The organism is Gloeocapsa sp. PCC 7428, assembly GCF_000317555.1.
Taxonomy (GTDB): domain Bacteria; phylum Cyanobacteriota; class Cyanobacteriia; order Cyanobacteriales; family Chroococcidiopsidaceae; genus Chroogloeocystis.
The window spans coordinates 2,038,014-2,057,923 of the sequence record NC_019745.1; the positions used below are offsets into that span (position 1 = coordinate 2,038,014).

The window sequence follows — 19,910 nt, forward strand, 5'->3', positions numbered from 1 at the left end:
AATTAACCACCGTCTTGCATCAAAATCAACCGCAAGGGATCTAAACGTACGTACCAAGGAAAAGGACGATCTTTAAGATTTGCCCATTTTTCTTTAAAAACTTCGGCTTGCAGGTGGTAGTCATTTGGATGTAGCGGGCGATCGCACAATTTAAGATACAGCGTCATGCGATGTGGCGTTTCCCCCGTCTGCGCTAACCAGCAAGGAAAAGTATTTTCAGCAGTAGAGTCACTCGTGAAGATGAGTTGATGCGCGCGAATTCCGATGTAATTTAGTTTTTCTGGTATCGGTTCAATAACTTGCAATGCTACTCCCCATTCGAGGGCTTTTACTTCACCAAAGGTACTCATTTGAGCGCGCGAGAAGTTTTTGCACCCTGTAAGTTGCGCAATACTGAAAGTATGTGGTCGCTCAAAAATTTCCTGTTTGGAACCAGAAGCGATCGCCTTACCACTTTCCAACACCAACAAATTAGGACAAACGCGGTAAGCTTCTTCTAGATTGTGCGTCACAAATAGAGTCACACCAGGATAAGTCGAGAGTGTTAAAATCAGTTGCTTTTCTAGCTGAGTGCGTAAGTGAGTATCCAGCGCAGAAAAAGGTTCATCTAACAACAGTGCTTCCGGCTGACTTGCCAAAGCCCTTGCTAATGCTACGCGTTGCTGTTGTCCCCCAGAAAGTTGATGTGGGTAGCGGTTTTCTATTCCTGGCAATTGCACGGCTGCGAGATGCGCTGCGATCTGCTGCTTAGTTTGCGCTTTAGGTATACCCTTAGGCAAGCCAAATGCAATATTTTCACCGACTGTAAGATGCGGAAACAAAGCGTAATTTTGGAAAAGAAAAGCAATGCGGCGATCGCGTGCGGGAATATTGATGCGGTGTTCTGAGTCATATAGCACCCTCCCATTTAACACAATACGTCCCATTGTCGGTGTTTCTATACCAGCAATGCACTGCAAAATCATACTTTTGCCAGCACCAGAAGCCCCTAGCATTCCCAACGCCTGCTGATTGTTTGCACTAAAAGATACATTCAATTGAAAGTTACCTAGTTGCTTTTGAATGTCTGTAATGAGTCCAGAATTGTTAACAGGTAATTGGTAATGGGGAGCCAGTGTCGTGCGGAGGTGTCCTCCGTTGAGCAAACCGACCGTAAGGTGTCCTCCGTTGAGACAACTGGCGTTAATTGGTAATGGGTGATTGAATCTACTGTTGCTTTTCTGTTTTCCTCTCTTTTTCTCGATTTCTTGCCGAAAATTGACTGCGCTAATTGCAGAAAGTGAAATTGCTAAAATAACCAACGACCACAGCCAAGCTTCATTCATTGCACCCGCTTCCACCGCAAAATAAATTGCCATAGGTAGCGTTTGAGTTTCTCCAGGAATGTTGCCAGCTAACATTAAAGTTGCCCCAAATTCACCCAAAGCACGGGCAAAAGCCAGAGTTGTTCCTGCTAAGATTCCTTTGTTAGCTAAAGGAAAAGTAATTCGCCAAAACACGGTAAACTCAGAAGCACCGAGAGTTCTAGCTGCTCTTTGCAAATTGGGATCGATTTGTTCAAAGGCTCCTAGTGCTGTTTTGTACATTAAGGGAAAAGAGACAACAGTAGCTGTAATAACAGCAGCATACCAAGTAAAAACAATACTAATATTTAATTGTTCTAATAGTCTTCCTATAACGCCATTTTTACCCAATAACAATAGCAATAAAAAACCAACAACTGTAGGCGGCAAAATTATTGGTGAAACAAAAATCCCCTCAATCAGTGATTTCCATCTTCCCCGATATCCTAACATCCAGTAAGCAGCCGCAATTCCCAAAAAGAAGGTAATTAATGTAGCAAATAAGGCGGTTTTTAAAGATATCCATAAGGGTGAAAGATCAACTAACATCGGAATGCTTCCTTTATGTTGCTACACCAAAACCGTATTTTTCAAATACAAATCTTGCTTGCTGATTACTCAAAAACTGGATATATTTTCTAGCAGATTCAGGATTTTTACTACTACTGACAACTGCGATCGGATAAACAATCGGAGAATGTAAGTTTTCAGGGGCTGTAGCTACTACTCGAACTCGATTAGATAACCTGGCATCTGTGGCGTAAACAATTCCCGCATCAGCATTCCCACTTTCAACCGCAGCTAGTACATTACGAACGTTATTACCAAGTACTAATTTAGATTTAACTTGCGTTAAAATTCCTAAGTTCTTGAATAATTCTTCGGAATATTGCCCTACGGGTACGCTACGAAATTCGCCGACTGCAATTCGTTTGATATTATTATCTGTTAATTGACGAAAGCTATTGATATTCAAACGAGAATTACTTGGTACAATCAAGACGAGGCGATTAGTTAATAGATTACGACGCGTATCAGCAAGAATTAGATTTTTCTCTTGCAAACCATTCATTTGTCTTGCAGCAGCGGAAAAAAAGATATCTGCTGGCGCACCTTGTTCTATTTGTTGTTGTAATGCCCCAGAAGCACCAAAGTTATAGTTAACTTTAATATTTGACTGCGTTTGTTGAAAAAGTGGTTGAATTTCTTGTAAGGCATCTTGTAGGCTAGCCGCAGCAGATACGAGTAAAGTTGTATTTGCCTGTACCATACTTGGAGGCGGAGTAAGCCAATCTAAACTAATCGCTAAAATAAATGTCGTAACTACTACACAAACAAAGGTAAGAATTTTTCTTCGCATAGGAAATCACATTCAATATCTATGGTTTTCTACAGAAAAATAGCAAATTTTAGTAGTGCTTGTAGCGGATAAGTATTTTATAAAAACGTATTCAGAAATACAATTATTCCCAAATATTGGATGAAATAATTAAGCGATCGCCTAATACATATCAGTAGTCAAACTAATAGATTTAAAAACATGATTGAATAATAAAATAGGAAAATAATATGGTAATCTCAAATAAGTAAAAACGACTAGGTAAGAGTCGAACTATGAAAATTAGCGCGCGTAATACTCTAAAAGCAACTGTTAAAAAAGTTGTACCAGGAGCCGTTAATACTGAAGTTACGTTAGAACTTGCACCAGGGGTAGAAGTCGTTGCAATTATTACAAAATCTTCCGCTGAAAACTTAGGACTTGCAGAAGGCAAGGAGGCTTACGCAGTTGTGAAATCATCAGACGTCATGGTTGCTGTTGATTGATTTCTTGCAAGCAACAATGTGAAAAATATGCCAGTGCTTCTGTTCGCCTAAAGCTGTTGTACCAGGGTGTTCTTCTTCTTGCAACACTTCTACGGTAAATGGTTGCAGTAATGCTTCGACTTGTGTGCGTGTGTGATGACTCATGTTTGGATAAATTGCCCACGAGTCGCGATCGCCAAAAAGTTGACCGCAAAATCGCCCCCCGACTTTTAACGCTGCAACGATCTTGTTCCACAAATCAGAAAAATGTTCTGGCGGACAGAATGGCAAACAAAAGCTAGCATTAATCAGATCCACCGATTTTGGTAATACTAAGTCTTCAAAGCGCATCACGCGAGTTTCTAGGCGATTGAAGTCGATATAAGGACGACTTTGGAGGCGGGCGATCGCTTCAGCTTCACCATCAATTCCCAGTACCCGCCAACCCCGCTTGAGGAGTTCTACTGCATCTCTGCCATCTCCACAGCCTAAATCTACCGCAAATTGAGGTTCTTCAAACTTTTCTAGCGCCATCAGTAGTGTTTCGCGCGGCGGACGTCCTTCTACTGCTTGATAGTAGTCAGACCACTTGCGTTCAAAAACTTGGTTGTTCATCAGTTGTTTACAGGCTGAATAATTCAAGCTTAGCGACTAAAGTCGCAGCTAATCAAACGAAGACCACCTGCGTGGTCTAATACCGTTTCATTGGAAGCAGAGGAAGCAGAGGGGAATACTTTATTTCTATCTACTCAAAACTCATAACTAGCCACTCATCACTCACTACTCAAAACTAACTCTAGTTATCCTTAGTAAAATGGTTGGATCGATGAAATGAATCGTGATGGTTTTCAGGTTTAGTTTTATTCAAACGGGCTATGGGTGTAACAATTTTTGGGACAAACCCTAGCGCAAGCTTGACAACCAATACAGTATTCTGGATGAATAATCGACATAACTTTACGCTCGATTTCTTCTGCTTCCTCATCTTCGACAAACTCGCCATCTTCATTGAGTGCTTGCAGTAGTAGCACATCGCGACCACAAGCCTTAAAATATCTACCACAGCCAATACATTTATCTTGGTTAATTTCTTGAACAAACTGAGGTGTCCAGATATGACCCCCGAAAGTTAAACCAGTCAGCGTTGCCATAGTGTTATCCTCAATCGACAAATAGTGAAATAAAGTTATCAGTGTTGCAGAATTGGAATATGATTCGCCCCTATTCCTTCAAAATTGAGAGAACCATTCGCACAGTGTTATGCAGAACACATCCCTTTCAAAGTCCCCCAGAAATGGGGGATTTAGGGGGCTTAGAATGTCATGGTTACTCAACGATTCACACCTTGATTCAGCAGTACCAACTAAAGTATCAAACTAAATACGCTTCCTGATGAGTGCGGATTGTGCAGTCAGAACGAGGATAAGCAACACAAAGCAGTACAAAGCCTTTTGCAACTTGATCCTCATCCAGAAAGACTTGATCCGATTGATCGATTTCACCTTCAACAACTTTACCGACGCAACTCGAACAAGAACCAGAGTGACAGGAAAAAGGTAAATCGAGTCCTTCGTTTTCTGCTGCATCAAGAATCGTAGTCTTTTCGTCAACAGGAATTGTGACGTCAAGCGATCGCTTCTTATTAATTAAATGCACTTGATAAGTCGTCATTGTCATATCCTCCAAAATTAGCTACAAGGTACGCCAGCAGGAGTGCAATCGCCTGCTTGAAACGATTTCCCACAACCACAGGTATCAGTAGCATTGGGATTGCTAAATTTAAATCCACTCTCCAGCAAGCCATCGACAAAATCGATGACAACACCTTCGAGTAAGGGCGCACTTTGCGCGTCGATGTAAATCTGTAACTTACCTTGCTGCATCACGATGTCATCTGCCTGCGGCGCAGTAGTAATATTTAAAGAATACTGATAGCCACTGCAACCGCCATCATCAACTGCAACACGAATACCCCGTTGGCTAGCGTCTTTGCTAGAAGCTTGAAGAAAGGTACGAAGCCGGAATTCTGCTGCTTCGGTTAAGGTTAAAGCCATATAATCTCCTTTTTGGGAATTTTATTAAGCCTTGGTGTGCGTATTTAATGCGTAGCGACAGCAACACGATCTACTTGCAACGAAGCAGGATAATGCGAAGTCCCGCAAACTGGACAATTGCGATCGCGATAAGAACGACGTTTCGCAAACATCAGTTGGTTCAAATCCATCGTCAATAGTTGCGATAAAAGCGGCTGACTAAATCCAGTAATCAGCTTAATTGCTTCTAGCGCCGTCAAACACGCCAGCTACCAGAAACCGCACCCAGTACGGAAAAACCGCGCCGATCCCATTCGGGTTTTTCGGGGAATAGGCAAGATAAACACGGTGTCACGCCAGGGATAATTGTTGTCAAGTAAGCTTCCATTCCATCCATTGCAGCTTCTACCATTGGTTTATGCCAACGTACGCAAGCTGCATTCAATAAATCGCGTTCCACAAAGTTGTGGGCGCAGTCAAGGGCGAGATCCGCAGATTGAACTAAGAAATCGACATTATCTGGAGTCACATAATCAAAGATTGCTTCAACTTCAACATCAGGATTGATACTCTCCAACGTTTCTTTCGCCTTAAATACGCGCGGCTTACCCACCCAATCATCACTCATAAGAATCTGTCGATTCATATCATCTCGCCGCAACTCACCACCGCGAACCAGAATCAGCCGCCCAACACCAGCTACCGCTAAATACAGCGCTGCTGTACCGCCTAATCCTCCTACACCTGTCACGAGTACTGTTGCTGACTTGAGTTGCTGCTGCGCCTCCTCACCAAAACCAGGAAGCATAATTTGGCGACGGTAGCGTTCTAATTCGATCGGTGTGAGTTCCATTGTTTTCTCCTAATTTGTCGCGATTTCTGTTAGCATGACAATGTTTTTAGGCTTCTCGTTAAATACTTTGAACAACTTTTGTTCGAGAGGTGTTGAATTTAGAAAAACCTCATAAGCTTGTTCGAGGGCTTGACGGTACAAACTGAGTTTTTCTGCTTGATTAAGTTCTGGATTATTCGCATCAATTTGGTGAATATATTGCGAAAATAGTTTAAAAATAAGTAGGCGATTCACTTGCACAATTCGAGTATCGTAAGGAAGCCGAAAAAACTCAAAATCCTCTTCTGTATTGACAAGTGAATTGAAACTATCAACATTTCATTTCATAGTTTTTTCTCCCAATCTTTAAGCTGAGACTTTAGCTCATGTAACTGATGATAAATTTCATGCGTTTGGACTGCTAGCGTCATCAGTTTTTGGTAATCTTTGGGCAAACCTTCAGCTAAATCGTGCAGATCCATTTTCATTTGACCAGCTTTACTATTGAGTTGCTTAATTTGCATTTTGAGATCTTCAATCGTTTACGCAGTAGGCTCAGTTTCTGTTGCTCGTACCATAAAAATGTGGTTAGTGGATTGTGAGTTTTATGCTTTAGCAACTTCAGTATATTTCTGTGCTAATTCAATGCCTTTTTGTGTCATCTTTTCGCCCTCAGCTAACAGTTTTTCTAAGGAATCAAACCCAAAACGTTGAGCATCGCGTAAAGTTCTAGCAACGAGTAACAGACGACCAGAAAAAATCAGCGCCCGGCCAAAACCTTCATGACTCAAATCAATCACGACTTGTGAAATTAAGCCTGTTTCTTGCTCAATTTGGGCAGCGATCGCCCGATAAAATGACATAATTCGAGATCTGGTAACAGGGTCAACATCACCCTCAACAGAAATTTTGCGTTTAGCTTCTTTGCTGACAACATAAGGTTTGAGCATCAATTCATTCGACCAATTGCGGTAAAATCCATACGAATCTTGGGCGCGAATTTGTCTAACTAACTAACTCCTGAAGAAACTGAGAATTTAGCATTTCTTCAGTAATTTGTTTAACAGTTTCAGTGGTCATATAGTTACTTCCTCTTCTACAAAATTTGATGATTTTTGTTGCAAAGCTTTTCTTAACCAAGGCGGAGGACTACCTTTCAATGTTTGGACTAATCTTTCCAAAACATCTGTAATTTCATCATCCTCAGATCTCGCCTTAATTGGTGTAATGCGTTTTTTAATTAATCGAGCCGCTGCACTTCCACCAATTGCTGATACATAAACAATTGTGCAATCAGCTAATGCTTCAATTTTTGGTACTAATTTATCCTCATTGCCATCTTCTTTCAGATTGCCATCAAATCGTAGAGTTTTGATAAACTTATATTCATCCGGCGACACTTCATAAACATCAATTTTTCTTGCCCAACCAAAATGAGCATTAATATGAATTTGGTCATTTGTTGTGAAGGCAATCTTCATAATTATCCTCCAGTTATATTGGTAATTGGTAATTGGTAATTGGTAATTGCTCTTCTGCTCCCTCTGCACCTCTGCTTTCTATGAATACAAACCTTTAAGTAAAACGATAGGATTCTATGCAATCAGATGAATTAGAACTCGATTTACCCCCAGTGTTTGACATTGGTACAAAAGTGAAAACGCGCAAACTGATCCGCAACGATGCACATATCCTGGGCAAGAAATTGGCGCAACTCTTGCTAAGAAAGGAGAAATTGGCTATGTCATCAGTATTGGTACGTTTTTGCAAAATTCCTATATCTATGCGGTGCATTTTATCGAAAAAGGTTTCATTGTTGGTTGTCGCAAAAAAGAACTCGAAGCTGTTGAGGAAATCCAATGAAAGTTATGCTACGTCAGAATGCTGCGGGACATTTAGTCGTTTATGTTGCTAAAAAAGATCTTGAGGAAGAAGTGGTCAATCAAATTGATGGCGATCAGGGTAAGATTTTTACCTTAGCTAATGGTTGGGAATTAGCAATTCCAGATTTACCCGAACCTTTACGATTACCGCAGACGATCGAAGCTAAAAGACTAGCTTAAAGGAAGTAGAAAATATGAGTGACGATCAGCGCGATCGCCTATCACCCTTTCGCCTCGAAGGAGAATTTTTAGGTTTTATCCTTGATGGAGACGGTACACCTAAATACTTGCAACTCGCCATTGAAACGGGCAACCTCAGAATTAAACTAGGTAAACAGTCGCGTTTTAGAATTGGCTTGAGTTTACAACCCAACGACTGGATCGAAGTTTTTGGCGAAAAGAAGCTGAAATCCAAAACAAGTGAATTACGCTGGAAAGCCGATCGCGTTAATCATCTGACAGCATCAGAGAGTAACAGCGTAGAAAATAAAATTAAGATTGTTGCTTGTTATAAGTCAGGTTGTCTGAAAAAGGGTGGTAGTAGATTACTGTCGGATTTAGAACGAGTATTGCACGAGCGGGGTTTGAGCAATCGCGTTGTCATTCAAGCAACCGGCTGTTTAAAACGCTGTTCTCAAGCGCCTAATCTCCTCCTCAAACCTGGTAACGTTCGTTTAAACGGCATGACTCCTGAAGCGATCGTCGTTACGTTACTCGATACAATGAGGACAACCGCAGTTATCCATCAGGCTAGAAGCATTGAGTAAGAAGCTTGCGATCGCATTGCGCACAATTTAATCTAGACGCTGACAAATTTCTAAAGCCCGTGGCGAGGATTGAACTCGCGACCTCACCCTTACCAAGGGTGTGCTCTACCACTGAGCTACACGGGCAAAAAATGAGGTGGGCCGAGCTGGATTTGAACCAGCGTAGGTGTAAACCAGCGGATTTACAGTCCGCCCCCATTAACCACTCGGGCATCGACCCTTTTAACCCACGATTTATTATAATAGCGCAAGCTTTTGAAAAGTGGAAGTAGTCTTTTACAATTTTTTGTCTTTACTAGCTCAAAAGTTCTCCAGTTTCTTGCAGCGAGTGCAGACGGCGGTAAATACCTTGTTGACGAAGTAATTCATCATGACTGCCAACTTCGACGATTCTACCTTGGTCGAGAACGACAATTTTATCAGCTTCGCGGACAGTACTGAGACGGTGCGCAATAATGATTGTCGTCCGCGTACCCAGAATTGAGCGCATAGCAAGTTGAATCGAACGTTCCGACTCGTAATCAAGACTCGAAGTTGCTTCATCAAAGATCAAAACATCAGGATCGACTAACAGCGATCGCGCAATTCCGAGTCTTTGTCTTTGTCCGCCAGATAAGCGCAAGCCTCTTTCACCAACTACCGTATTGTACCCTTGCGGCATTTGTTGAATCACTTCATCTAACCTTGCAATTCGGCAAGCTTCCTCAACTTGTGCAAAACTCACGTGCGGATTACCATAGGTCAGGTTATCAAGCAAAGTGCCATTAAAAACATCAACTTCTTGATGCACAATTGCCAAGCGGCGACGATATCCAGCAATGTCTAAATCGCGAATATCTTGACCGTCAATTAGAATCTGACCTTGATCCGGTTCAAAATAGCGAAACAGTAGCTTCACCAAAGTCGATTTACCCGAACCCGATCGCCCGACAAGCGCCACAGTTTGATACGGTTCAATCAATAAGTTAATATCCTTTAAAACCGGACGATTCGGGTCATAACCAAACGTCAGGTGTGAAAACTCAACTTTACCTGTAAATTCATACATCGCTGTATTTGCGGATGTACTCACCAAACTTGCAGCATCTTTCCCCGTCGGTTGCTGCATAAATTCATGAAAGCGCAGCATTGAAGCATAGCGACGCGCAAAGATCTCTGCTAAGTTGCTGATTGGTTCAAGTTCAGCATACGCCATGCTAGAAATCGTTAAGGTCGTAACAAAGTGTCCCAGCGAGATTTGTCCGCTTACAGTAGCCGCAAGCGCTAAACCTAATACACCAAAAACACAAAACTGAACTACAGTTCTTTGCCAAGTTGATAACTTGATGTAACCCAAGTGAATGCGATAAATGACAACGTTTAATTCGCGATCTAAGCGCTGTCGTTGGCGTTTTAACTCAGCAGCTTCTGTTGCAAAGGCTTTGACGGTTTTGATATTGGTAATAATCTCTGACGTGCGGCTTTGCGTATTTTCCATATACCGATCTAGCCGTCGTTCTTGATCCATCAACTGCTTTAAGTCTTTCAAACTAAAGCTGAGAATAAATACGAAAGATACAAGAAACAACAACGCAATCCGCCACTCAATAAACCAAATAATCAGAAAAATTCCTAAAACGCGGAATAACTTAGGAATCAATTGTCCAGCAATTTCTGGATAAGTCCAAGTATGGTTTTCGAGTCCTCGCGCGACGCGTCCTGCAATTCGCCCAGGATTATTTTCGTCATAAAATTCTAGTGGTAGCGTGAGGATTTTCTCTAGCGTTTTTTGCGCGTGATCGCGACGGGTACGTAAAGCAATATCCCAGTGAAACCAAAAGCTTAACCAAACTTGTAGTGGTGCGCGAACCACAGTCACTAAGAACACTAAACCTAACAGAACCGCCAGCGAAAACAATCGATTGACAGGTGTTTGCGTTAGTTGAGATAGCGCAATTACCATGCTTTGTACTATCCCGTCTACAGGTTGATTCGATAGCACATTCAAAATTTGTCCGATCGCATACGGCACAACCAGATCGATAATTTCAAATACGCTTGCCGCTGCAATACTCAAAATTGCGATCGCTCTGTAGTTTTTGTAGTATCTGAGGATGTCCCGCAAATCTGCCATATTGCTGTCCCGATTTCTGCATCGCTGCGATCGCAGCTTATATTACATAATAATACAAATACTACAAAAAAGCTGCGCGACTTCCTTTATAGATAGAACAAACTCATCGTGTAAAAACCTGTGAAGACAGGTTTTGTCTATGTAGCTGCGGTTTCAACCGCTGGCTTTCGTGTTTTTGGCGGATCAACACGAGAAAATTCTAATCGATAGCGATACAGCGCGACAGGTCGAGAAGCCGCCGCAAAGTAATCTGGATCTTGAGGCGATAAATAAACCGCAGTCACTTGGTCAGCTATAATTGTAGGCTCAGATTGTGGAAGATAGTGATAAGCAGTTGTCGATTCAACTTCGTTGAAATAGGGACGCGAATCTTTACTACGAAAGAACTGCTGAAACACCTCGGTTGTGATAAATTGATTTTCTCCTAGCGTTTCTGTAGCACGACCTGAGACAATCGAAACCAACTGGCGATCGCCTTTAAGTAAAGTAATCTGACGATTCGGAGACTGAGGATCGACTTTTAGTGCGATCGCTACATCACCTAAATAAGCTTTTGCCAAACTTAACCCATTAAAAGCGCGATCCGCAACCACCGCCGAGCGCACCGTAGTAGGAGCAAACGCCTGCGATTGAAACAATTTCTTTTCCTCAAACCGCACAGGAAAACGAATCGGCTGCTGTAAATTTTGACGATTACTCTCAAACCCAGGAGTTACAATCTCAGGCGCTAACGGTGCAACCGCATCAATCAGCGTACTTGTCACATTCCAACTACCAGCCATCCAATCAGGATAAACTAAATCCCCCTGCGCCACCTGCACAACAAGTTTATTCCAATGCGGAAAACTTGCCAATCGATCAGCTAACTGCCCAGCCACCGCCTCGTTACCGCTCAAAAACAAAGCAATAACAAGACACAACCCCCAAAAAACCCTCATCTCTAAAATCTTTGTGCCAAAGTGGTTCAATTCCCATCACAAACTCTCCACCAAAGCCGGTTCCCAAACTTCACCGTATTGTTCGCGCAAAGTTTGCCAAGCCTCAACCTGACCTGGTTCATACTCTCCAGGTTTACCCCATTGCAAAAACGCACTCAGCGCAGGCTTTCCCTCTTTATCCAAAAACCGAATGGCGTACGTCGTAAAATTACCGCGTTTCGCTTCACCCGTTTCAAACTTCACCTGCTGAATTTCATCCATGTTGAGATGAAACTCAAAACCCTCGGTATGCATATTCGCATATTTTCCTTTCGGCAACTCGGCATAAAATATCTTCTCCAGCTTGCCACGTGCTTCTAAAACCGCCGCACTACTCGTCACAATTAAACGCAGGGTAGAGAGTGACTCACAAGCTTCGAGAAATTCTTTTAATGTCGCACTCATAAGAAATTGGTAATGGGTAATGGGTAACTGGTGATAGGGACTTATTTTTCGTAGTGTTCGTAAGCTTCGACGATTCTTTGAACGAGAGGATGGCGCACAACGTCTTTTTGCGAAAATTCGCAGAAGCCAATACCTTCGACATGGCGTAAGATATTGAGCGCGACAGCTAATCCTGACTCTTGGTGTCCAGGTAAGTCAGTTTGCGTCATATCTCCCGTTACGACCATACGCGAACGAAAACCAAGGCGCGTTAGCACCATTTTCATCTGCGCTGGTGTCGTATTTTGAGCTTCGTCAACAATCACAAAAGCTTTATTTAAGGTACGCCCGCGCATATAAGCTAAGGGAGCAACTTCAATCACGCCGCGTTCCATCAAGCTGGGCATTTTTTCAGGGTCGATAAATTCATGCAACGCATCGTAAAGCGGACGCAGGAAAGGATTTACTTTTTGTTGCAAGTCTCCTGGTAAAAAGCCGAGTTTTTCACCTGCTTCGACGGCTGGACGCGTGAGGATAAGCCTTTCGTACTGATTTGCTAAGAGTGCTTGCGCCGCAATTACAACTGCGAGAAACGTTTTACCTGTACCAGCAGGTCCTGTACAAAAAGTCAAGTCATTTTTATGAATTGCCTGGATGTACTGTCGCTGTTTGAAGGTTTTCGCACGAACTTCTTCTCCCTGGCGGGTTCGCGCTAGAACACTGCGCTGTAAGTCTTGCAGGTCATTTTCGCGATGCGTATCTAAGGCTTGACGGGCGGTAAGAATGTCAGCTAATGCTATGCTGTTGCCTTTGAGCCATAGATCGGATAGCGATCGCACTAATGTTTGGGCAAGTTCGATTTGCTTTTCGGTTCCAGAAATATGAAGTTCTTGCCCGCGCAGTACAATATTTGCGCCAGTTTGTCGCGATAGAGTTTTTAGGTTTTCTTCATGCTCTCCAGAAAGCGCGATCGCACTTTCTTTACTCGGCAGCTGAATCGTTGATGCCTCTGCCATAAAATCTTTTAAGTCTTGATGTAAGATTGATAATTAAATTTCAGGGGTTAGTCCGAGCAACTGAACCAACCCCTAATTTGTAACTTCGTGCTGCTGTCATCAATTAACGCTCGATCGCGATCGCTGTCTAACGTTAGGCTTAGTTGTTCTGCGCTTTTCTGGAGATGAGGTCGCATCGACTCGTTCTTTAGTTACAACAGCTGGTACATCGCGTTCTTGAGCTTCTCCACCATAGATGTCTAGGTAAACTGATTGCTCTGCTATTGCGCCGGCTGCTGCGATCGCAGTTCTAATCGCCTGAATATTTCGCCCGCCTCGACCGTATACTCTGCCTTTATCATCGCCTTCAAAGGCTACGCGTATCCAAACCTTGTTAGTACTACGAGACACTTCACAGTCTACGCTTAAGGAGTTGGGATTTTCTAAAAATGGCTGAATTAGAAACTTAACTAATTCAGTATATTTGGGGCTACTGGTTTGCTGAGGCACTGACTTGTTCAAAGACATTTGCTTTTTCAAGGATGCGACGCACGGTATCGGTGGGTTGAGCGCCCTGTTGAAGTCTTTTCACGATTCCTGGAACATCCAACCGTGTTTCATCGGTTCTTGGATTATAGAATCCCAATTCTTCTAAGGGGCGACCGTCACGACGAGAGCGGCTATTGATAACAACAATCCGGTAACTCGCTTCCCGTTTTTTACCGAATCTCTTTAATCGCAGTTTGATCATGTTAGAAATTAATTTCTCCTGTTTCTAGAAATCAGCTACCAGTTTGTACTTTATGATTGACTGAATAAATTATAATACCACTTTCTCTACTTCAGCTTCAAGCAGATAACAATAATAAGGGTTAGACAGTGCCTCACCTCTTAATAACTCATCACTCGTCTTTCCCTAACCTCTGACCTCTGACCTTTGATCCCTATCGATAGCGCAGCAGAATTGTTTATAATCTGATGCATAGGGTATGAAGTTTTGTAAAAAAAATTGACTGCAACTTATAGATCAGCCGACAACGTAAGCGCGACAACTTGGCACCGTCTAGCACCACTGTGGCAAGGAGGAGAAGAATTTGTACAGCAAGGCTTACCGCATACTCAGCTAGCGCCTGCTTGGCAGTTGCTGTTGTTGGGGGATGGTTCTCCGACAAGACACTTGCAACTCTTAACAGGGGAACCGACCGAAGTTGACGTGATCGATATGTCTGCGATTGGCATGAACTTGGATGGCGCACCAGCGCAAATTCAAGCTGTTCCAGGACCGCGTTTGCGGCGTCAGGTATGGCTGCGTACTGCTTCGGGACAAAGACTAGCGTATGCGACTTCTTGGTGGGAAGCAAGTCATGTAGATGAGTATTTACAAAATCGCAATTTACCCATCTGGGCTAGTTTAACTCGCCTGCGTACAGAGTTGTATCGCGATGTCCAAGGACTTTACTACGGTCACTCAGAAGCTTTAGAGTCGGCTTTTTCTGAATCGGGTCCATTTTGGGGTCGCCATTACCTATTTTGGCATCACGGGCAGCCGCTAACGCTCATTTACGAGGTTTTCTCACCTTACCTAACAAAATATCTCGGCGCAACGCATTTGGATTGTGGCGAATAAAGTTACGATTTGATAAACAAGGCTACTGATTTCTGTAATATCAGCAGCCAAAGGAATCAGGTTAAACAACAACTTTTTCGAGCATAAGTTTAGAACGCTTGACGATCTCAGGAACGGGAATCGGATATTCACCGTTGAAGCAAGCTGTACAAAAAGTATTTGTATCTTCTTGAGTTGCTTTGAGCATTCCCGCTTGTGTGAGATATGCTAAAGAATCGACTTCGATTTGTGCGGCAATTTCGGCAACAGATTTAGTTGCAGCAATCAATTGGTCTTGACTATCTGTGTCAATGCCATAAAAACAAGGATGCGTCACAGGCGGTGAAGAGACGCGCATATGCACTTCAATCGCCCCTGCATCGCGGAGTGTGCGGACAAGTTTGCGGCTTGTTGTCCCGCGAACAATTGAGTCGTCTACAATCACAATTTTTTTGCCTGCGAGGACATCTTTGAGAGGATTGAGTTTCATCCGCAAGCCTGATTCGCGCATCGTCTGCGTTGGTTGAATAAAGGTGCGTCCAACGTAACGGTTTTTAATTAGCCCCTCAGCGTAAGGAATTCCCGATGCTTGGGCAAAACCAATTGCCGCCGGAATACCTGAATCGGGAACACCAATCACAATATCCGCCTCTACCGGAGATTCTTGCGCGAGTTGACGTCCAAGACGGAGGCGATAGGTATATAAACTCTCGTTGTGCATCACGCTATCCGGTCGCGCAAAGTAAATCATCTCAAAAACACACAACTTACGCTGTGGCTGTTGCGCCCAGTGAAACGACGCAAGTCCTGCTTCGGTAATCCAGACTAACTCCCCTGGTTCGACATCGCGGAGATAATCTGCTCCAATAATATCTAAACCACACGTTTCGGAAGCTAATACGTAGCGTTGCGGATTGTCAGGAAGAGTCCCAATCACGAGAGGGCGAATTCCATTGGGATCGCGCGCACCCATCACACCCGCTGGAGTACCGATGACTAAGCTAAATGCGCCTTGACAGCGTTGAAAAGCTGCGATCGCACCCTCTAACCAGGCTTTACCACTGTTGACTTCATCGGCGATCGCTAATGCAATTAATTCTGAATCTGTTGTGGTAACTAAGTTACAGTGTGCTTTTTGTAGTTCTTCGCGCAGTTGCACCGTATTGACTAAATTGCCATTATGTGCTAGAGCAAGTGAACCTAAACGCGTGGGGACGACAGCAGGCTGGGCGTTAACAACGCGACTCGATCCTGTGGTGGAATAGCGGGTATGTCCTACGGCAATATCACCAGGTAATTCTTGTAAAATTGATTCGTTAAAGACTTGGGAAACTAATCCCATTTCTTTATGCAAGTAAACTTTATCCCCGACAAAGGTCGCAATCCCTGCTGATTCTTGACCGCGATGCTGGAGCGCATACAAACCAAAGTAAGTGAGTTTGGCAACATCTTCCCCTGGTGCATAGACACCAAAAACGCCACAGGCTTCTTCAGGTTTATCAGGACGCGCTACGCCATCGATATCTACTGCTTCGGCGTTGGGCAATAAATGGGAATGGTTGGGAATCATGCTGCTGCTTTGCTCCTGAGCGGGGTGTTGGTTCAGTAAAGTTGGTCTCTAGCTGAAATTTCAGAATGTTTAACCGAGCTTAATAAATCGTTAACTATTCCTCTTACCACAGTAGCGTAAGAATGCTTATTGTAGAAGAGGTCAGGGGTCAGGGTTATTTTTGAAACTCCTCAAACTTGAGCTAGACATCTAGACGTCTGGGAATTGCATTGCAGTAGCGATCGCGCATCAATTCGATTGTAACTTCGATTAATAGCTGATCGGACGTAGAAATTCGTAAGAATGTGTCGGATTCGACCAAGCCAATTTTTTGCCAATGCGCAGCCGAGTGCTGTTGTAAATAAGATTCCCACTGTGTTTGTTGTTCTGGCGAGACAGAAACAAGAATTCTTGCACCACCTTCGCCAAAAAGAATTTCATCCCAGCGCAAATCAGTGTCGGGGATAAGTGTAATTTTTGCGCCTAAGTTACCACCGATACACGATTCAGCGAGGGCGATCGCAATTCCACCTTCTGCACAATCGTGGGCTGAATTGATCCAACCTTGACGAATTCCTTCGCGACAAGCCGCTTGTACCTGACGTTCTAAATCAAAATCAACTTGTGGCGGTAATCCGGCAACCATATCGTGAATTGTGGCAAGATACTCAGAACCACCCAAAGTAATGTGCGATTTTAAGGATGAGCCGAGAAGATAAATAATATCGCCTGGTGTTTTCCAGCCTTGAGGGCAAATTTTCGTCAAATCAGGAATTAGCCCTACCATCCCCACGACAGGAGTCGGATAAATTGGTTGTGGATTACCAAAAGAATCGAGCGTTTCATTATAGAGTGATACGTTACCACCTGTAACAGGTGTCTGAAATTCTCGGCAAGCATCTGCTAAACCACGACAAGCTTCTGCTAATTGCCAGTAACCTACAGGTTTTTCTGGACTACCAAAGTTTAAATTATCTGTGACGGCTAAAGGTTCTGCCCCAACACAGCTAAGATTTCGCGCGGCTTCAGCAACAACGGCTTTTGCTCCTTCGTAGGGATTGAGATACACATAACGCGGGTTACAATCGACTGTAGCGGCGACTGCTGAGTTTGCAGGCGCAGATTGTGCTTGAGGACGCAAGCGGACAATTGCAGCATCTGCACCCCCAGGAAGCATGACAGTATTATTTTGGACTTGATGATCGTACTGGCGGTATACCCAGCGCTTAGAGGCAATTGTGGGTGTATCTAATAAGGTGAGTAGAATCTCACTCCAAGCGTGATTGTCTTGGATTTCCATACCAGATGCATTACATGGTGGGAGGCGATCGCTTGTCCATTCCCAAGCTTGACGCGCGTAAGCGGGGGGTTCGCTGAGTAATTCGCGGTGATAAATTGGTGTATTTTCGGCTAAAGCCGTTGCGGGAATTTCGGCGGCGACTTTACCTTGAAAGAGAATGCGGACAATCGGTTCGCTAATCACTGTACCAGCAACGACCGCGTGCAGTCCCCAACGGTGAAAAATATCAATTAATTCTTGTTCTCTACCTTTTTGGGCAACAAATAGCATTCTCTCTTGCGATTCGGAAAGTAGATATTCATAAGGAACCATCCCCGTTTCGCGTACCGGAATTTTATCTAAATCAAGTTCAATTCCGACTCCGCCTTTAGCAGCCATTTCTGAAGTTGAACAGGTAATACCTGCTGCGCCCATATCTTGTGCGGCGACAACTGCACCTGTTTTAAACGCTTCTAGACAAGCTTCAATTAAAGATTTTTCTAGAAAAGGATCGCCGACTTGTACTGCGGGACGATCTTTTTCCGATTCGTCGCTGAGTTCTGCACTTGCAAAACTTGCACCGCCCATCCCGTCGCGTCCTGTGGTAGAACCGACATACAGCACCGGATTTCCTAATCCTGAAGCACCAGACTTGACGATTTCCTCAGTTTCCATCAACCCAAGCGCCATCACGTTAACTAACGGATTTCCTGAGTACGCAGAATCGAAATAAACTTCGCCGCCAACTGTGGGAACACCTACGCAATTACCATAGTGGCTAATACCTGCGACGACACCGGTAAATAATCGTCGTGTTTTGGCGTCTTCTAGCGAACCAAACCGCAACGAGTTGAGTAGTGCGATCGGACGCGCCCCCATTGTAAAAATATCACGGAGAATACCGCCAACGCCTGTCGCCGCTCCTTGAAATGGTTCAACCGCTGAAGGGTGATTGTGCGATTCAATTTTGAAAGCAAGTTGCAGTCCGTCACCCAAATCTACGACACCCGCATTTTCTCCAGGTCCAACGAGAATACGGGAGCCTGTTGTGGGAAACTGTTTAAGGAGCGATCGCGAATTTTTATAGCAACAATGTTCTGACCACATGACGCCAAACATCCCTAACTCAGCTTTGTTTGGATGGCGTCCTAGTCGCCGCACAATTTCTTCGTATTCTTCAGGTTTTAAACCTTCGTTTGTAATTTCTTCAAGCGAAAAAGGTGCAGAAGAGAGGACGGACATAACTGTATTAGGAGACAGGATAAAGAATTATTTTATCGATTTGAGCGCATCCCTTCACATAAGTTTCAGCTTGAATTTGATGCATTGATATCTAAGTTTTGCAGAATGATATTAGCTCTGGGCATAAATCCATCTCCGTATTCTACTGGGTAATGCGTCACAACATAGAACGCATTCCCTGCCACTTCTCCAAGATATACAGTACCTGTTATATTTTTTTCGGGTTGATGAAAGACGATTTTTTCCTTAGCCCAGGGATACGTAGCTTCTTGCACAACCTCAACAATTCGCCAGCCATTTGATGCAAGTAAACCGTTTTCTCCTTCAATCCAACTTTGTTTCAACTGGTTGAGTGTATTAGCATAACCTGGAAAGAAGAGTTGAACATACGCTGCTTCATTTTTTGTCCCACCAAAGTTGGTGTAAAATCGAACTGTAGTGCCTTCGCCAGAACTAACTGATTCAGGAATAAAATCTTGGTTCGGGAAGTAGGTTGTAAAGAGTGGGTGGCTATACTCTTGTAAAGAAACAGTTGTTTTTTCTCCTTCAATATTAATAGTGGCTGTTTTTGTCGATGGTTTCTGTGTATCTCTAGGTGACTCAACTTGAGTCAAATCTCTTGAATTGTTGTGATTTATGCCTTCTGTACTAGCAAGAGAACAAGCTGTCGCACTCAATAAGAATAAACAACTTATTAAGTAAGTAAGTTGATAGGGTTTCATGGAGAATCTTGAATATTTTTCAGCGTCAATAAATATTTTGATATTCATGACAATATAAGCGATCGCCTAACTTACTATATTGTTCCCTCACTTGATTAGCGTCAGAAATTAAATACCTCGTTCTATCTTATTCAAATAGTTGACGAATTCCATCACTTAGATCAAGCATTCACCTAAAATAGAAGTTATAAAGTGCTACTCTTACCTATAAGATTCAAAACCTCAGATTAATGGCAAGGGGCTATCTTGTTTTATTATAAAGTAGCTAAACGTTTATTAATTCAATTTAGCTCAAAAATATAAAAAAGTAAATTTGAACGTAAGAAGATTGAGTTAATTCGTGACAAGTTACAGAAGCGTTAAAAATATGCGCTTGAATTCT

23 protein-coding genes, 2 tRNA genes and 2 pseudogenes are annotated in these 19,910 nt (G+C 43.2%); 5 read left to right on the forward strand and 22 right to left on the reverse strand.

Going from position 1 to position 19,910, the window contains the following annotated elements; all coding sequences use genetic code 11:
• Positions 1–2: 2 nt before the first annotated feature.
• Both modB and modA read right to left on the reverse strand, forming a co-directional pair.
• Positions 3–1,892, reverse strand: coding sequence for a molybdate ABC transporter permease subunit (gene modB / locus GLO7428_RS08800; protein ID WP_015188218.1), 1,890 nt, complete (start codon positions 1,890–1,892; stop codon positions 3–5).
• Positions 1,893–1,905: 13 nt separating this feature from the next.
• Complete coding sequence (modA, locus tag GLO7428_RS08805) at positions 1,906–2,703, reverse strand: molybdate ABC transporter substrate-binding protein (RefSeq protein WP_015188219.1); 798 nt, start codon at positions 2,701–2,703, stop codon at positions 1,906–1,908.
• Positions 2,704–2,957: 254 nt separating this feature from the next.
• On the opposite strand from modA, the gene GLO7428_RS08810 reads away from it, so the two are divergent.
• Positions 2,958–3,167: a molybdopterin-binding protein gene (locus tag GLO7428_RS08810; RefSeq protein WP_015188220.1), complete on the forward strand. Its 210-nt coding sequence runs from the start codon at positions 2,958–2,960 to the stop codon at positions 3,165–3,167.
• Here GLO7428_RS08810 and GLO7428_RS08815 read toward each other — a convergent pair.
• The 9 genes and pseudogenes from GLO7428_RS08815 to nifX form a co-directional block, all read right to left on the reverse strand.
• Positions 3,141–3,761, reverse strand: a complete 621-nt coding sequence (locus GLO7428_RS08815; RefSeq protein WP_015188221.1) for a class I SAM-dependent methyltransferase — start codon at positions 3,759–3,761, stop codon at positions 3,141–3,143. The genes GLO7428_RS08810 and GLO7428_RS08815 overlap by 27 nt on opposite strands.
• Before the next feature lie 245 nt (positions 3,762–4,006).
• On the reverse strand, positions 4,007–4,297 hold the full coding sequence (fdxB, locus tag GLO7428_RS08820) for a ferredoxin III, nif-specific (RefSeq protein ID WP_015188222.1): 291 nt from the start codon (positions 4,295–4,297) through the stop codon (positions 4,007–4,009).
• A gap of 220 nt (positions 4,298–4,517) precedes the next feature.
• Positions 4,518–4,817, reverse strand: a complete 300-nt coding sequence (fdxH, locus tag GLO7428_RS08825) for a ferredoxin FdxH (RefSeq protein WP_015188224.1) — start codon at positions 4,815–4,817, stop codon at positions 4,518–4,520.
• A 17-nt stretch (positions 4,818–4,834) separates the two neighbouring features.
• Positions 4,835–5,200 carry an iron-sulfur cluster assembly accessory protein gene (locus tag GLO7428_RS08830; RefSeq protein ID WP_015188225.1) on the reverse strand — a complete coding sequence of 122 codons (366 nt, stop codon included), beginning with the start codon at positions 5,198–5,200 and terminating at the stop codon, positions 4,835–4,837.
• Between the two features lie 44 nt (positions 5,201–5,244).
• A pseudogene (locus tag GLO7428_RS08835) lies at positions 5,245–6,032 on the reverse strand (ThiF family adenylyltransferase).
• A gap of 9 nt (positions 6,033–6,041) precedes the next feature.
• Positions 6,042–6,335, reverse strand: a pseudogene (nifW, locus tag GLO7428_RS08840) (nitrogenase-stabilizing/protective protein NifW); the annotation flags it as partial.
• 20 nt (positions 6,336–6,355) lie between these two features.
• Complete coding sequence (locus GLO7428_RS08845; protein WP_255348384.1) at positions 6,356–6,550, reverse strand: CCE_0567 family metalloprotein; 195 nt, start codon at positions 6,548–6,550, stop codon at positions 6,356–6,358.
• 66 nt (positions 6,551–6,616) lie between these two features.
• Complete coding sequence (locus GLO7428_RS08850; RefSeq protein ID WP_339366808.1) at positions 6,617–6,964, reverse strand: NifX-associated nitrogen fixation protein; 348 nt, start codon at positions 6,962–6,964, stop codon at positions 6,617–6,619.
• A 123-nt stretch (positions 6,965–7,087) separates the two neighbouring features.
• On the reverse strand, positions 7,088–7,492 hold the full coding sequence (gene nifX, locus GLO7428_RS08855; RefSeq protein ID WP_015188227.1) for a nitrogen fixation protein NifX: 405 nt from the start codon (positions 7,490–7,492) through the stop codon (positions 7,088–7,090).
• A 265-nt stretch (positions 7,493–7,757) separates the two neighbouring features.
• Here nifX and GLO7428_RS28930 point away from each other — a divergent pair, with 265 nt between their 5' ends.
• Genes GLO7428_RS28930 through GLO7428_RS08870 form a run of 3 tightly spaced genes read left to right on the forward strand, consistent with a single transcriptional unit; the run spans position 7,758 to position 8,661 of the window.
• Positions 7,758–7,874 (forward strand): nitrogen fixation protein NifZ, encoded by a 117-nt coding sequence (locus tag GLO7428_RS28930; RefSeq protein ID WP_231295611.1) that lies wholly within the window; start codon positions 7,758–7,760, stop codon positions 7,872–7,874.
• A complete protein-coding gene (gene nifT, locus GLO7428_RS08865; RefSeq protein WP_015188228.1) occupies positions 7,871–8,074 on the forward strand; it encodes a putative nitrogen fixation protein NifT in 204 nt (67 codons plus the stop codon). The genes GLO7428_RS28930 and nifT overlap by 4 nt, the downstream gene beginning before the upstream one ends.
• Before the next feature lie 14 nt (positions 8,075–8,088).
• Positions 8,089–8,661: a (2Fe-2S) ferredoxin domain-containing protein gene (locus tag GLO7428_RS08870; protein WP_015188229.1), complete on the forward strand. Its 573-nt coding sequence runs from the start codon at positions 8,089–8,091 to the stop codon at positions 8,659–8,661.
• 54 nt (positions 8,662–8,715) lie between these two features.
• Here the strand turns inward: GLO7428_RS08870 and GLO7428_RS08875 are convergent.
• The 8 genes from GLO7428_RS08875 to rpsP form a co-directional block, all read right to left on the reverse strand.
• A tRNA-Thr gene (locus GLO7428_RS08875) sits at positions 8,716–8,787 on the reverse strand.
• 11 nt (positions 8,788–8,798) lie between these two features.
• Positions 8,799–8,881, reverse strand: a tRNA-Tyr gene (locus GLO7428_RS08880).
• A gap of 75 nt (positions 8,882–8,956) precedes the next feature.
• Positions 8,957–10,774: an ABC transporter ATP-binding protein gene (locus GLO7428_RS08885; RefSeq protein ID WP_015188230.1), complete on the reverse strand. Its 1,818-nt coding sequence runs from the start codon at positions 10,772–10,774 to the stop codon at positions 8,957–8,959.
• A 137-nt stretch (positions 10,775–10,911) separates the two neighbouring features.
• Positions 10,912–11,712: a DUF6816 family protein gene (locus tag GLO7428_RS08890; RefSeq protein WP_155823643.1), complete on the reverse strand. Its 801-nt coding sequence runs from the start codon at positions 11,710–11,712 to the stop codon at positions 10,912–10,914.
• 36 nt (positions 11,713–11,748) lie between these two features.
• Positions 11,749–12,279 carry a ChuX/HutX family heme-like substrate-binding protein gene (locus GLO7428_RS08895; RefSeq protein WP_339366838.1) on the reverse strand — a complete coding sequence of 177 codons (531 nt, stop codon included), beginning with the start codon at positions 12,277–12,279 and terminating at the stop codon, positions 11,749–11,751.
• A complete protein-coding gene (locus tag GLO7428_RS08900) occupies positions 12,198–13,151 on the reverse strand; it encodes a PhoH family protein (RefSeq protein WP_015188233.1) in 954 nt (317 codons plus the stop codon). The genes GLO7428_RS08895 and GLO7428_RS08900 overlap by 82 nt, the downstream gene beginning before the upstream one ends.
• A gap of 99 nt (positions 13,152–13,250) precedes the next feature.
• A complete protein-coding gene (locus GLO7428_RS08905; protein ID WP_231295570.1) occupies positions 13,251–13,640 on the reverse strand; it encodes a KH domain-containing protein in 390 nt (129 codons plus the stop codon).
• A complete protein-coding gene (rpsP, locus tag GLO7428_RS08910) occupies positions 13,621–13,881 on the reverse strand; it encodes a 30S ribosomal protein S16 (RefSeq protein ID WP_015188235.1) in 261 nt (86 codons plus the stop codon). Before rpsP ends, GLO7428_RS08905 begins: the two co-directional genes overlap by 20 nt.
• 258 nt (positions 13,882–14,139) lie before the next feature.
• Between rpsP and GLO7428_RS08915 the strand changes: the two genes are divergently transcribed.
• Positions 14,140–14,757, forward strand: coding sequence for a chorismate lyase (locus GLO7428_RS08915; protein ID WP_015188236.1), 618 nt, complete (start codon positions 14,140–14,142; stop codon positions 14,755–14,757).
• 61 nt (positions 14,758–14,818) lie between these two features.
• Here the strand turns inward: GLO7428_RS08915 and purF are convergent, their stop codons facing one another.
• From purF to GLO7428_RS08930, 3 genes are all read right to left on the reverse strand, one after another.
• Positions 14,819–16,306: an amidophosphoribosyltransferase gene (gene purF, locus GLO7428_RS08920; protein WP_015188237.1), complete on the reverse strand. Its 1,488-nt coding sequence runs from the start codon at positions 16,304–16,306 to the stop codon at positions 14,819–14,821.
• A gap of 181 nt (positions 16,307–16,487) precedes the next feature.
• On the reverse strand, positions 16,488–18,806 hold the full coding sequence (gene purL, locus GLO7428_RS08925) for a phosphoribosylformylglycinamidine synthase subunit PurL (RefSeq protein WP_015188238.1): 2,319 nt from the start codon (positions 18,804–18,806) through the stop codon (positions 16,488–16,490).
• A gap of 65 nt (positions 18,807–18,871) precedes the next feature.
• Positions 18,872–19,576, reverse strand: a complete 705-nt coding sequence (locus tag GLO7428_RS08930) for a hypothetical protein (RefSeq protein ID WP_155823647.1) — start codon at positions 19,574–19,576, stop codon at positions 18,872–18,874.
• Positions 19,577–19,910: the final 334 nt, after the last annotated feature.

Coding starts and splice junctions, on each gene's coding strand:
- GLO7428_RS08830 (WP_015188225.1), bottom strand. CDS start 5,200: ATGGCTTTAACCTTAACCGAAGCAGCAGAATTCCGGCTTCGTACCTTT.
- GLO7428_RS08815 (WP_015188221.1), bottom strand. CDS start 3,761: ATGAACAACCAAGTTTTTGAACGCAAGTGGTCTGACTACTATCAAGCA.
- GLO7428_RS08900 (WP_015188233.1), bottom strand. CDS start 13,151: ATGGCAGAGGCATCAACGATTCAGCTGCCGAGTAAAGAAAGTGCGATC.
- nifT (WP_015188228.1), top strand. CDS start 7,871: ATGAAAGTTATGCTACGTCAGAATGCTGCGGGACATTTAGTCGTTTAT.
- GLO7428_RS08870 (WP_015188229.1), top strand. CDS start 8,089: ATGAGTGACGATCAGCGCGATCGCCTATCACCCTTTCGCCTCGAAGGA.
- rpsP (WP_015188235.1), bottom strand. CDS start 13,881: ATGATCAAACTGCGATTAAAGAGATTCGGTAAAAAACGGGAAGCGAGT.
- purF (WP_015188237.1), bottom strand. CDS start 16,306: ATGATTCCCAACCATTCCCATTTATTGCCCAACGCCGAAGCAGTAGAT.
- nifX (WP_015188227.1), bottom strand. CDS start 7,492: ATGAAGATTGCCTTCACAACAAATGACCAAATTCATATTAATGCTCAT.
- GLO7428_RS08930 (WP_155823647.1), bottom strand. CDS start 19,576: ATGAATATCAAAATATTTATTGACGCTGAAAAATATTCAAGATTCTCC.
- GLO7428_RS08890 (WP_155823643.1), bottom strand. CDS start 11,712: ATGAGGGTTTTTTGGGGGTTGTGTCTTGTTATTGCTTTGTTTTTGAGC.
- modA (WP_015188219.1), bottom strand. CDS start 2,703: ATGCGAAGAAAAATTCTTACCTTTGTTTGTGTAGTAGTTACGACATTT.
- GLO7428_RS08810 (WP_015188220.1), top strand. CDS start 2,958: ATGAAAATTAGCGCGCGTAATACTCTAAAAGCAACTGTTAAAAAAGTT.
- purL (WP_015188238.1), bottom strand. CDS start 18,806: ATGTCCGTCCTCTCTTCTGCACCTTTTTCGCTTGAAGAAATTACAAAC.
- GLO7428_RS08885 (WP_015188230.1), bottom strand. CDS start 10,774: ATGGCAGATTTGCGGGACATCCTCAGATACTACAAAAACTACAGAGCG.
- fdxB (WP_015188222.1), bottom strand. CDS start 4,297: ATGGCAACGCTGACTGGTTTAACTTTCGGGGGTCATATCTGGACACCT.
- modB (WP_015188218.1), bottom strand. CDS start 1,892: ATGTTAGTTGATCTTTCACCCTTATGGATATCTTTAAAAACCGCCTTA.
- fdxH (WP_015188224.1), bottom strand. CDS start 4,817: ATGACGACTTATCAAGTGCATTTAATTAATAAGAAGCGATCGCTTGAC.